The organism is Pseudomonas sp. G11 (genome assembly GCF_029457515.1).
Classification (GTDB): domain Bacteria; phylum Pseudomonadota; class Gammaproteobacteria; order Pseudomonadales; family Pseudomonadaceae; genus Aquipseudomonas; species Aquipseudomonas gorinensis.
Genome location: NZ_CP120377.1, coordinates 4,085,173 through 4,096,985, shown reverse-complemented (window position 1 = coordinate 4,096,985; position 11,813 = coordinate 4,085,173). Strand labels below are relative to the sequence as shown.

The following is an 11,813-nucleotide window of genomic DNA, read 5'->3' as shown; positions in this document are numbered from 1 at the left end:
CGGAGGCATTTCTTAACGAAGTCTGAAGGTGGTGAAAATGATCGATCGGCCGATCTTCAGACTGCCTTAAGACTTCGCAGGCAGGGTGACGCCGACGCTTCGAGGCCGAGACCGGCCACCCTTCCTGCATAAGGCTCCTTTCCCATGACCGAAAACCAGATGACAACGCGCTACGCAAGGCTGTCGATGAGCCTGCACTGGCTGATGCTCGCGCTGTTCGTTGGCGTGTACGCCTGTATCGAAATCAAAGGCCTGCTGCCCCGCGGGCATGCGCTCAAGGGCGTGTTCCTCGGTGGCCATGCGCTGTTCGGGATTGGCATATTCGTGCTGGTCTGGCTGCGTCTGCTGGGACGCCTGGCGCCACGCCCGGCGATTGTGCCGCGACCGCCCGCCTGGCAAACGGCTGCATCGCACCTGATGCACCTGGCGTTGTACGGCCTGATGATCATCACGCCACTGCTGGCCTGGCTGATGCTCAATGCCGCAGGCAAGCCGGTGCCGTATTTCGAGTTCGGCTTACCCTCGCTGGTCGCACCGGACCCGGACCTGGCCCGGCAGTTCAAGCACTGGCATGAGTGGCTGGGTAGCGCCGGCTATTGGTTGATCGGCCTGCACGCGGCGGCGGGGCTGTTCCACCATTACTGGGTGCGTGATAACACCCTGGTGCGCATGCTGCCGAAACGCTACAAAGGCTGAAATTGCGATTAAAGCGCTTGATGAAACGTTTCTTCTAGCGACAAACGGCGCACGCAAGCGCTTGCGTAAGTAAATGTATCTGATTAGAGTCGGTGGCAATCGGCTCTGATCCAAGGGGTCGATAGACAAAAATAATAAAACCAGGAGCTCAGTCATGAGCCTTGAACCCTTGCTTGAGATGCAGGGCATCAGCAAAACCTTCAACGGTTTGCGTGTGCTCAAGAATGTCGGCCTGAAGGTCTACCCCGGCGAAATCCACGCCTTGATGGGGGAGAACGGCGCCGGCAAATCGACCCTGATGAAAATCCTCTCCGGCGCCTACCAGGCCGATCCCGGCGGCGAAATCCGCATCGCCGGCCAGCGTGTCGCCACCTTCACGCCCGCCACCGCCAAAGCCCTCGGCATCGCCGTGATCTATCAGGAACTGAGCCTGTGCCCGAACCTGAGCGTGGCCGAGAATATCTACCTGGGCCGGGAACTGCGTCGTGGCTGGACCATCGACCGCCAGGGCATGCAGGCCGGTTGCGTCGAGGTGCTGCAACGCCTGGGCGCCGAGTTCACCCCGGCAACCCAGGTCAGCAGCCTGTCGATCGCCGAGCGCCAATTGGTGGAAATCGCCCGCGCCTTGCATGCCCATGCCAAGTTGCTGGTGATGGACGAGCCGACCACGCCGCTGTCGTCCCGCGAGACCGACCGCCTGTTCGCGCTGATCAAGCAACTGCGTAGCCAGGGCCTGGCGATCATCTATATCAGCCACCGTATGGCCGAGATCTACGAGCTGTCGGACCGCGTCTCGGTGCTGCGCGACGGCCAATACATCGGCGAATTGACCCGCGACGCGCTGTCGGCCGAGGTGTTGGTGAAAATGATGGTGGGCCGCGACCTCTCCGGTTTCTACAAAAAGGAACACGCCGCCTATAACCCCGGCAACGTGGTGATGCGCGTGCGTGACATGGCCGATGGCAAGCGCGTGCGCAATTGCAGTTTCGACCTGCATGCCGGTGAAGTGCTGGGCATTGCCGGTTTGGTCGGGGCAGGGCGCACCGAACTGGCGCGACTGATTTTCGCCGCCGACCCGCGCACCTCCGGCACCCTGGAAGTGGTGGGCGAGCGCGTGACCCAACTGCGCAACCCGGCCGACGCGATTCGGGCCGGCGTGGTCTACCTCACCGAAGACCGCAAGGCCCAGGGCCTGTTCCTCGACATGAGCGTGGCCGACAACATCAATGTCTGTGCCTGTGTGCCCGACGCCCATGCCGGTGGCGTACTCGATCGTCGGCATGCCGCGCAACGCTCGAATGACGCGATCAAGTCACTGTCGATCCGCGTGGCCTCGGGCAAGGTCAATGTGGGGGCGTTGTCCGGTGGCAACCAGCAAAAGGTCTTGCTGGCGCGGCTGCTGGAGGTCAAGCCGCATGTGCTGATCCTCGATGAACCGACGCGGGGCGTGGACATCGGCTCCAAGTCCGAGATCTACCGCATCATCAACCAACTGGCCCAGGCGGGCGTCGGCATCGTGGTGATCTCCAGCGAATTGCCGGAAATCATCGGCACCTGCGACCGTGTGCTGATCATGCGCGAAGGCCAGTTGGTGGCCGAAGTCGGCGGGGCTTCCGGCCACGTCATTTCCCAGGAACGTATTATTGACCTCGCCACTGGTGGCGATCAGGTGGTTGCCCATGGCTGATTCACACAACACGATGACCCTCCCGGCTGTCGGCAAGGCCGAACGCGTCCGAGGGCTGATGCGCACGGTCGGCATGCTGCCGGTGCTGATCCTGCTGCTGGTGGGCTTTGCCCTGGCCAGTGAAAACTTCCTGACGATGCAGAACCTGTCGATCATCACCCAGCAGGCGTCGGTCAATGTGGTGCTGGCAGCGGGCATGACCTTTGTGATCCTCACGGCGGGCATCGACCTGTCGGTGGGGGCGATCCTGGCGGCGTCGGCCGTGGTGGCGTTGCAGGCGTCGATGTCGCCGCAGTTCGGCATGTTCGGTATCGCCGCCGGTATCGGCTTTGGCCTGTTGCTGGGCCTGGTCAACGGCGGGCTGATTGCCTTCATGCGCCTGCCGCCGTTTATCGTCACCCTCGGGGCCTTGACCGCCATGCGCGGCCTGGCGCGCTTGCTCGCCGATGACAAGACGGTGTTCAACCCCGACCTGCCTTTTGCCTTTATCGGCAATGACTCGATCCTCGGCGTGCCGTGGCTGGTGGTGATCGCCGTGGCGGTGGTGGCCCTGTCGTGGTTCATCCTGCGTCGCACCGTGATGGGCGTGCAGATCTATTCGGTGGGCGGCAACCCCGAAGCGGCGCGGCTCTCCGGAATCAAGGTGTGGAAAGTGCTGCTGTTTGTCTATGCCATGTCCGGTGCGCTGGCCGGGCTCGGTGCGGTGATGAGCGCCTCGCGCCTGTTCGCCGCCAACGGCCTGCAACTGGGGCAATCCTATGAACTGGACGCGATTGCCGCCGTGATCCTCGGCGGCACCAGCTTTACCGGCGGGGTCGGCACCATCGGCGGCACGTTGATCGGCGCCCTGATCATTGCGGTACTCACCAATGGCCTGGTGCTGCTGGGGGTGTCGGATATCTGGCAGTACATCATCAAGGGCATCGTGATCATCGGCGCAGTGGCGCTGGATCGTTATCGCCAATCCGGTGCGCGCACCTGAATTCACTCATACAACAATCACAAGAGAGACCCGCATGAACCTTAAACATCTGTTCCCCGTCATGGCCTTGGCCGCCCTGATGTCCCAAGCCGTTGAAGCCCGCGAGCTCAAAGCCCTCGGCATCAGCATGGGCTCGCTCGGCAACCCGTATTTCGTGACCCTGGCCGACGGCGCAACCGCAAGGGCCAAGGCCCTGAACCCCGACGTCAAGGTAACCTCGGTGTCGGCCGACTATGACCTGAGCAAGCAGTTCTCGCAGATCGACAACTTCATCTCGTCCAAGGTCGACCTGATCCTGATCAACGCCGTCGACCCTTCTGCCATGGCCTCGGCGATCAAGAAAGCGCGCGACGCCGGGATTGTCGTGGTGGCCGTGGATGTGGACGCCAAGGGCGTGAACGCCACCGTGCAGACCGACAACGTCGAAGCCGGCAAGCTGGCCTGCCAGTTCCTGGTGGACAAGCTCAAGGGCAAGGGCAACGTGATTATCCAGAACGGCCCGCAAGTCACGGCGGTGACCGATCGCGTCAAAGGCTGCAAGGCCGCCCTGGCCGCGGCACCCGACATCAAGGTGCTGTCCGACGACCAGGACGGCAAGGGCTCGCGCGAAGGCGGCCTGAACGCCATGCAGGGTTACCTGACCCGCTTCCCGAGCATCGACGGCCTGTTCGCGATCAACGACCCGCAAGCCATCGGCAGCGACCTGGCGGCCAAGCAGCTCAAGCGCAGCGGCATCATCATTACGTCGGTGGACGGCGCGCCGGATATCGAACATGCGCTCAAGACCGACACACAGATCCAGGCGTCCGCCAGCCAGGACCCGTGGGCCATGGCGCAGACAGCGGTGAACATCGGCAATGACCTGCTCAATGACAAGGCCCCGGCCGAAGCGGTGACCCTGCTCACGCCCAAACTGATCACCCGTGACAACGTCGGCACCTACAGCGGCTGGTCGAGCAAACATTGATTCATTGAGAGGAACGGCGCCGTGGTCACCATGGATGACGTCGCAAGCAGGGCGGGGGTGTCGACATCGACCGTGTCACATGTGTTGAACGGCACCCGTAAAGTCAGCCCGGCCACGGTGCAGGCGGTACAGCGCGCGATCCAGGAGTTGGGGTACATCCCCAACACCCTGGCGCGCTCGCTGGCACGCTCGAGCACCAGCACGATCGGCGTGGCGATCTCGGCGCTGTCCAACCATTACTTCAGCGAGACGGTGCACGCGATTGAAACCGAGTGCGCTAAACACGGCTACATGATGCTGTTCGTCGACACCCATGATGACCCCGAGCAGGAGCTGCGGGTGGTCACGGCGCTGCATCACCGACGCGTCGACGGCATTGTGCTGGCGCCGTCGAACGGCTCGCTGGCCCTGGAGTACCTGAAGGCCAACGAGATACCGGCGGTGCTGGTGGATCGGATGATGAGCGAGCACTTTGACCAGGTCGGGGTCGAGAATACCCAACCCACTCAGGCGCTGATTGAGCACTTGATCGCCCATGGGCATCGCCGGATTGGGTTTATTGCCGGGCGTACGGGGTTCAGCACCACGGATGAACGGGTCGCCGGTTACCGCGCCGCCTTGCACGCGGCAGGGCTGGCGTTTGATCCGCAGCTGCTGGTCAATGGCGGTTCCAACAGCGAGCCGGCGCGCCAGGCCACCGTGCAGTTGCTGGGCCTGGCTGCGCCACCCACCGCGATCATGGCCGGCAATAACCTGATGACCCTCGGCGCGATGCACGCCTTGCGTGACGCGCAGCTCGAAGTGCCGAGACAAATGGCCCTGGTGGGCTTTGATGATTTTGACTGGGCGGACTTTTTCGTGCCGCGCCTGAGCCTGATCGCGCAGCCGGTCAAGGCCCTCGGCGCCCGCGCGGTCGACCTGTTGCTGCAACGTATGGCGTCGCCTGACGCACCCCTCCAGAGTGTGCGCCTGGCGCCGACCCTGCAGTTACGTAACTCCTGTGGCTGTCATTGATTGGAATAACACACGCATGAACCGTCCTGTTTCCCTCGGCATCGACCTGGGCACCTCGGAACTCAAAGCCATCCTGATGGACGCCAGTGGTGCGGTGCTGGCCCATGCCGGCGTGCGCTTGAACGTGTCGCGGCGGCACAGCGGCTGGTCTGAACAGGCGCCGGAAGACTGGTGGCAAGCCTGTTTGCAGGCGTTGGCGCAACTGCGCGGACACGAGGCGTTTACACGCGTGGCCTGTATCGGCCTGTCGGGGCAGATGCACGGCGCGGTGTTGCTGGGGGCGGACAACCGCGTGCTGTACCCGGCGATCCTGTGGGACGACTCCCGCGCCGTGGCCGAAGCCGCGCAACTCGGGAGCGGCTTTGCCGACGTCACCGGCAGCCTGCCGATGGCCGGGCTGACCGCGCCGAAACTGCTGTGGCTGCAACAGCATGAACCCGAGGTGTTCCAGGCGATTGATTGCGTGCTGTCGCCCAAGGATTACCTGCGCCTGCGCCTGAGTGGCGAGCGCATCAGCGAGATGTCCGATGCGGCGGGTACGTTATGGCTGGATGTGGCACGGCGGGAATGGTTTTCCCCGATGGTGCGGGCGACCGGCCTTACGCCTGAGCAACTGCCCAGGCTGGTGGAGGGGGGCGCGGCGAGCGCTTTGTTGACGGCCACGGGGCTGGGCTTATCCACTGACGTGGTGATTGCCGGGGGCGGTGGCGATAACCCTGTCGCAGCGGTCGGCATTGGCGCGATCAACGCCGGTGATGGCTTCATTACCCTGGGCACCAGCGCAGCGATTGTCGCCATCACCGACCATGCGGCCGGCAACCCGGCCAGCGCCGTGCATAGCTTCTGCCATGCGCTGCCCAATCGCTGGTACACCATGGGCGCGATGCTGGCTGGCGCCAGTTGCCTGCGCTGGGTGACGCGACTGACGGGGCATTCAGATGAACAAACATTATTGGACCAGGTGCAGGCGCAGTTGCCCATCGGGCAGCCGGTGCCTTTGGACACACCGTTGTTTTTGCCGTACCTCGCGGGTGAACGCACCCCCCATAACGATCCGCTGCTGCGTGGCGGCTTCATGAACCTGGGCCATGACTGCACCCCGGCGATGCTCGGCTACGCAGTGATGGAAGGGGTGGGTTTCGGCTTGCTGGACGCGTTGCACGCGGTGCAATCGACCGGCGCCGGCGTGACCTCCTGCGCCCTGGTGGGCGGCGGTGCGCGCAGTGAGTACTGGGCGCAGTTGCTGGCCAATATCCTGCGGCGTGAAATCTACACCTTGCACGGCAGCGAATTGAGCGCTTGCGTAGGCGCGGCGAAGCTGGGATTCCTGGCGATAGGGCAAGGCGCCGCGCTGTTGGAAGCGGGCATGCCGGTAAAAACGCGGTACGCGCCTGACCTGACACAGCAGCCGATGCTGGAAGCCCGTTATCGCAAGTTCCAGGGGCTGCTGAACGCGGCAAAAGCCCTTCACGACTAATACGGCGCTTGTTGTGGCGAGGGGGCTTCCTGTGGCGAGCGGGCCTGTTGTGGCGAGCGGGCTTGCCCCGCGTTGGGCTGCGAAGCGGCCCCAAAACCTGGCGATTTAATGTACCTGGATAAACGCGGTGGCCTTATTGGGGCTGCTTCGCAGCCCAACGCGGGGCAAGCCCGCTCGCCACACCAGTCCCGTTATTACAACGAGCGGGGTCATAACCAGGTTGCATCCCAAAGCGGATAATCGCCAATCCGCTCCACCAACCTTGCGCGCAGGGGGTTGGCGACGATATAGCGTGCCATTTTCCGAATATCATCTTCAGCCCGCACCGCCCGGTCGTGGTAGCCACGCTGCCAGAATTTCTCCCGACTGCCACGGGCTTTGTTGATGCTTAAGGTGCTGCGCGACTTGGTCTGGCGCATCACATCAGGCAACGTCGTACCGTTGAGGTCGAACAGCCAATGAAAGTGGTCCGGCATGATCACCCACGCCAGGGAATTGACCTGTCCTGAATCATGAACTCTCTTGAGTTCGGCGACTAATAACCGCCCCAGGTGAAAGTCGCGAAACAATGGGTGGCGGTGATGCACGACAGCGGTGACCAGATAGGCCCGGCCGGTTTCTGAATAGCGACCACGTCGCAATAGGTGAGAGTTTGGCTGACGAGGCAATCCGTTGCTCCTTCGCGTAGATAAGAAGCTTTCACGCTAGCAGCGGAGGCGAAATAGCTGACTTGAGTTGCGTATCCCTTTATTGCATTGCAACAGGCGGACACGACTTATTCTGGCAAGCGGGTCTGTTGTGAGTGGGCCGGGCCTGTTGTGGCGAGCGGGCTTCCTGTGGCGAGCGGGCTTGCCCCGCGTTGGGGCGCGAAGCGGCCCCAAAACCTGGCGATTTAATGTACCTGGATAAGCGCGGTGGCCTTATTGGGGCTGCTTCGCAGCCCAACGCGGGGCAAGCCCGCTCGCCACAGGAAGCACGCTCGCCATAACAGACTCACTTGCCACAACAAGCCCGCTCGCCACAACAGGCCCGCTTGCCACAGCCCCCCAGGTGCAGGAATCGGCTTGTTACGGTTCAGTCGTTGCCCAGCGGCGGCAGGCGCCGTTTCACCGGGGTTTTCTTGACGATGGCGGTATTGGTTTCCGCGTAGGCGTTGATCCGGTCCAGCAGGTTGTCGAGATGGTCCATGGTGCGCACATGCAAGCGGGCAATAAAACAATCTTCGCCCGTGACCTTATCGCATTCGGTGAATTCCGGGATCGCCTGGATCTGGCGCTCCACCTCCTGCAATTTGCCGGGCAGGGGGCGGATGCGCACGATGGCTTGCAGCAGGTAGCCAAAATGCCTGGGGTCGATATCGACCGTGTAGTGGGTCAGTACGCCACGCTCTTCGAGGCGACGCAGGCGTTCGCCGACGCTGGGCGACGACAGGCCGGTGATGCCCGCCAGGGCTTTGAGGGACAACCGCGAGTCATCCATCAAGGCGGCGATGAGTTGCTGGTCGATGGTGTCGATCATGGAGTTCGCCTAATAAGAAAAGGTAATTTCGGTTTTTTGCCTTTTTTAGTCGCTGGAGCCGATCACGAGCAGATTGCCATAATTGAGCCTCACTTGAGGAGCTTCAATCATGGATACATCCATCCGTCGCGGGTCGTGGGAAATGGTCGCCGCCATGCTGATCTCGGGGACCATCGGCTGGTTTGTGCTGGTGTCGGGCGTGTCGGTCATCGAAGTGGTGTTCTGGCGCTGTTTGATCGGTGGGCTGACGCTGCTGCTGGTGTGCGCGCTGCTGGGTTACCTGCGGCTGGACCTGCTCAGTTGGACCAAGCTGGGCTTGGCGATGCTCAGTGGCGTGGCCATCGTCGGCAACTGGTTGCTGTTGTTCGAATCCTATTCCCGCGCATCGATCGCCATCAGCACGGCGGTGTACAACGTGCAGCCGTTCATGCTGGTGATGCTGGCGGCCGTGTTTCTAGGTGAAAAAATCACCGTGCAGAAACTGGCGTGGCTGAGCGTGGCGTTCCTGGGAATGCTGGCGATTGTCACCGCCCATGGCGACCAGCCAACCGGCGACGATTACCTGGCAGGCATCGCCTTGGCGCTGGGCGCGGCATTGCTGTACGCGATTGCCGCGCTGATCATCAAGCGTTTGAAGGACGTACCGCCGCATTTGATGGCGTTGATCCAGGTGACGACGGGCGCACTGCTGCTGGCGCCGCTGGTGCCTTGGCATAGCTTGCCGGTCACCACCAACGCCTGGGCGGCACTGGCGACGCTCGGCGTGGTGCACACCGGGTTGATGTATGTGTTGCTGTATGGCGCGATCCAGAAACTGCCCACCGCCATCACCGGCGCACTGTCGTTTATCTACCCGATTGCGGCGATCTTCGTCGATTGGATTGCCTTCGGGCATCGCCTGGGCTGGCTGCAATGGCTCGGGGTAGCGGCCATTCTGCTGGCAGCGGCGGGGTTGCAGCGGGGCTGGTGGTGGCCCCGCTCCCACAGGGTCAGTGTGTGCCCTGATAGATGAGGTTTTCCGGGTTGAAATGCTCCACCACGCTGCCCGGTTGCGGCAGTCCAAGGATGTGCCCCTTGATCTTGCCCACCACGTGCATCTCGCAGGGTTTGCAGTCGAACTTCAGGGTCAGCACTTCGTCGCCATGAATCAACTGCATCGGCGCAACCTTGGTCTTCACGCCCGTGACACCCTTGGCCTGTTTAGGGCACAGGTTGAACGAGAAACGCAGGCAGTGCTTGGTGATCATCACCGGCACTTCGCCGGTCTCTTCATGGGCTTCGAAGGCCGCGTCGATCAGCTTCACGCCGTGACGGTGGTAGAAGTCGCGAGCCTTCTGGTTGTACACGTTGGCCAGGAACGACAGGTGCGCTTCCGGGTACACCGGCGGCGGCGTGGCCTCGGCCTTGCGCCCGCCACGCGGGTGTGCGGCAACACGGGCGGCGGTCAGCGCTTCGATCACTTCGCGGCGCAATGCCTTGAGCTGCGAGTTGGGAATGAAGAACGCCTGGGGTGCATCCAGCTCGATACGGGTGGCGTGATACTCGGTGGTACCCAGTTGGCCAAGCAGGTCGCGCAGGGTATCCAGCGCCTGTTCCGGTTTGTTGGCCACGCCAAACGGGCCGGGCAGGGTGACGCTGGCACGGATGCCTTCTTCGCTGGTGGCGGTGACTTCCAGCTGTTCTTCGCGCAAACGTGCGACCCATGACAGGCCGATACGGCGTTCGGCCGAGGTCTTGAGCAACGCCTGCTGCCAGTTATGGTCCAGGTTGCGGTTCAACGGGTGGTTCGGGCGCAACTGATGCAGGCCGGCCGGCATTTCATTCGGCTCGACGCGGTAGCGGTAGCGCTTCTCGCCGTCTTCCTCGAATTCACCCTTGGGCTCGGCGATATTGGCGCGGAACCCGACCACCTCACGCTTGACCAGCACATTGAGGCCATCGCCGTTGGACAGCGGCTCGTGGGTGACCACTTGCAAGTCGCGCTTGCCGGCTTTTTCCACCACACCCACCGGCAGGCCGGTAAAGGTCGGGGTGTCGAAGGCGCCAATGTCGATCTTGCGGTCGCTGACAAAGTAGTCGGTGCTGCCACGGTGGAAGGTTTTTTCCGGGTCGGGCAGGAAGAAGTGTGCGGTACGGCCGCTGGACGCGCGGGCCAGGTCCGGACGGTCTTCGAGGATCTCGTCGAGACGCTGGCGGTAATAGGCCGTGATGTTCTTCACGTAGCCCATGTCCTTGTAGCGGCCTTCGATCTTGAACGAACGCACACCGGCTTCCACCAAGGCGCGCAGGTTGGCGCTCTGGTTGTTGTCTTTCATCGACAGCAGATGCTTTTCAAAGGCCACGACGCGGCCCTGGTCGTCTTTCAAGGTGTATGGCAGGCGGCAGGCCTGGGAGCAGTCGCCACGGTTGGCACTGCGGCCATTCTGCGCGTGGGAAATATTGCACTGCCCGGAGAACGCCACGCACAGCGCGCCGTGGATAAAGAACTCGATGGCGGCATCGGTTTCATCGGCGATGGCGCGGATTTCCTGCAGGTTCAGCTCACGGGCCAGGACCAGCTGCGAGAAACCCGCCTGGTCAAGAAACCTGGCGCGCCCGAGGGTACGGATATCGGTCTGGGTACTGGCGTGCAGTTCGATGGGCGGAATATCCAGCTCCATCACGCCCAGGTCTTGCACGATCAACGCATCGACGCCGGCGTCGTAGAGCTGATGGATCAGCTTGCGCGCGGGTTCCAGTTCGTTGTCATGCAGGATGGTGTTGAGGGTGGTGAAGACACGGGCGTGGTAGCGCCGGGCGAATTCGACCAAGTGAGCGATATCGCTCACGTCGTTACAGGCATTGTGGCGGGCGCCGAAGCTGGGCCCGCCGATGTAGATGGCGTCGGCGCCATGCAGGATGGCCTCGCGTGCGATGGCGACATCGCGGGCAGGGCTGAGCAATTCCAGGTGATGCTTGGGCAAGGACATAGTTTTTTTAGTCAGGCTTGTCACGGTCGAGGCGGGCATTGTAGCTGCGAAACGCCTGACCGGCATCTACCACAGGGCTGTCAGGCTTTGGCAGCCATCGCCGTGACTTCCACGCGCATCCCTTCAACCGCCAGTGCAGCCACCCCAACCGCCGCGCGCACGGGCCATGGCTTGGCGAAAAAGCGCTTGTAGACCTCATTGAATGCACCGCGATCGGCCATGTCCGTGAGGTAGATGGTCAGGTGCATGACTCGGTCCATGGAACTGCCGGCCTTTTCCAGGGCGACTTTCAACGCTTGCAGGGTGCATTCGCTTTGCAGGGTGATATCCCCCAGTTCCAGGCTGCCGTCGGCGCGGGTCGGGATCTGGGTGGAGACCAGGATGCCGTTGAAGCCGACGACATCTGAGGAAATCGAGTCGGCATCCGGATCGGGGGTGTAGGACAGGTCGTGGTTAGCCATGGGCGCCTCTTGTTGGCAGTGACAGAAAGGCGCCATGGTCCC

General features: G+C 62.5%; 11 protein-coding genes. 7 read left to right on the top strand and 4 right to left on the bottom strand.

The genetic code is table 11. The annotated features are described in order from the left end of the window. Positions 1-144 precede the first annotated feature (144 nt). The 6 genes from P2T68_RS18945 to xylB all read left to right on the top strand — a co-directional run bounded on the left by P2T68_RS18945 (position 145) and on the right by xylB (position 6,823). A complete protein-coding gene (locus P2T68_RS18945; protein ID WP_024075546.1) occupies positions 145-696 on the top strand; it encodes a cytochrome b in 552 nt (183 codons plus the stop codon). Positions 697-850: 154 nt separating this feature from the next. Further along, positions 851-2,383 carry a sugar ABC transporter ATP-binding protein gene (locus tag P2T68_RS18940; RefSeq protein ID WP_024075545.1) on the top strand — a complete coding sequence of 511 codons (1,533 nt, stop codon included), beginning with the start codon at positions 851-853 and terminating at the stop codon, positions 2,381-2,383. A gap of 13 nt (positions 2,384-2,396) precedes the next feature. Further along, positions 2,397-3,365 (top strand): hypothetical protein, encoded by a 969-nt coding sequence (locus tag P2T68_RS18935; protein ID WP_093235470.1) that lies wholly within the window; start codon positions 2,397-2,399, stop codon positions 3,363-3,365. Positions 3,366-3,399: 34 nt separating this feature from the next. Continuing rightward, positions 3,400-4,332, top strand: coding sequence for an ABC transporter substrate-binding protein (locus P2T68_RS18930; RefSeq protein WP_024075543.1), 933 nt, complete (start codon positions 3,400-3,402; stop codon positions 4,330-4,332). 21 nt (positions 4,333-4,353) lie between these two features. Beyond that, positions 4,354-5,346, top strand: coding sequence for a LacI family DNA-binding transcriptional regulator (locus P2T68_RS18925; RefSeq protein ID WP_024075542.1), 993 nt, complete (start codon positions 4,354-4,356; stop codon positions 5,344-5,346). 16 nt (positions 5,347-5,362) lie between these two features. After that, positions 5,363-6,823, top strand: a complete 1,461-nt coding sequence (xylB, locus tag P2T68_RS18920; protein ID WP_277378013.1) for a xylulokinase — start codon at positions 5,363-5,365, stop codon at positions 6,821-6,823. Positions 6,824-7,032: 209 nt separating this feature from the next. Here the strand turns inward: xylB and P2T68_RS18915 are convergent, their stop codons facing one another. After that, positions 7,033-7,491, bottom strand: coding sequence for a transposase (locus P2T68_RS18915; RefSeq protein ID WP_024075540.1), 459 nt, complete (start codon positions 7,489-7,491; stop codon positions 7,033-7,035). Between the two features lie 406 nt (positions 7,492-7,897). After that, positions 7,898-8,341, bottom strand: a complete 444-nt coding sequence (locus tag P2T68_RS18910; protein WP_024075539.1) for an Lrp/AsnC family transcriptional regulator — start codon at positions 8,339-8,341, stop codon at positions 7,898-7,900. Between the two features lie 109 nt (positions 8,342-8,450). On the opposite strand from P2T68_RS18910, the gene P2T68_RS18905 reads away from it, so the two are divergent. After that, entirely contained in the window at positions 8,451-9,353 is a 903-nt protein-coding gene (locus tag P2T68_RS18905) for a DMT family transporter (RefSeq protein ID WP_102623324.1), read from the top strand. Here P2T68_RS18905 and P2T68_RS18900 read toward each other — a convergent pair. Both P2T68_RS18900 and P2T68_RS18895 read right to left on the bottom strand, forming a co-directional pair. Then, positions 9,331-11,310, bottom strand: coding sequence for a U32 family peptidase (locus P2T68_RS18900; RefSeq protein WP_024075537.1), 1,980 nt, complete (start codon positions 11,308-11,310; stop codon positions 9,331-9,333). The genes P2T68_RS18905 and P2T68_RS18900 overlap by 23 nt on opposite strands. An 80-nt stretch (positions 11,311-11,390) precedes the next feature. Next, on the bottom strand, positions 11,391-11,771 hold the full coding sequence (locus P2T68_RS18895; protein WP_024075536.1) for a RidA family protein: 381 nt from the start codon (positions 11,769-11,771) through the stop codon (positions 11,391-11,393). Positions 11,772-11,813 lie beyond the last annotated feature (42 nt).

Bases quoted from the DNA above. Each gene is read 5' to 3' on its own strand.
- P2T68_RS18945 (WP_024075546.1), top strand. From the start codon at position 145: ATGACCGAAAACCAGATGACAACGCGCTACGCAAGGCTGTCGATGAGC.
- P2T68_RS18940 (WP_024075545.1), top strand. From the start codon at position 851: ATGAGCCTTGAACCCTTGCTTGAGATGCAGGGCATCAGCAAAACCTTC.
- P2T68_RS18935 (WP_093235470.1), top strand. From the start codon at position 2,397: ATGACCCTCCCGGCTGTCGGCAAGGCCGAACGCGTCCGAGGGCTGATG.
- P2T68_RS18930 (WP_024075543.1), top strand. From the start codon at position 3,400: ATGAACCTTAAACATCTGTTCCCCGTCATGGCCTTGGCCGCCCTGATG.
- xylB (WP_277378013.1), top strand. From the start codon at position 5,363: ATGAACCGTCCTGTTTCCCTCGGCATCGACCTGGGCACCTCGGAACTC.
- P2T68_RS18910 (WP_024075539.1), bottom strand. From the start codon at position 8,341: ATGATCGACACCATCGACCAGCAACTCATCGCCGCCTTGATGGATGAC.
- P2T68_RS18905 (WP_102623324.1), top strand. From the start codon at position 8,451: ATGGATACATCCATCCGTCGCGGGTCGTGGGAAATGGTCGCCGCCATG.
- P2T68_RS18900 (WP_024075537.1), bottom strand. From the start codon at position 11,310: ATGTCCTTGCCCAAGCATCACCTGGAATTGCTCAGCCCTGCCCGCGAT.
- P2T68_RS18895 (WP_024075536.1), bottom strand. From the start codon at position 11,771: ATGGCTAACCACGACCTGTCCTACACCCCCGATCCGGATGCCGACTCG.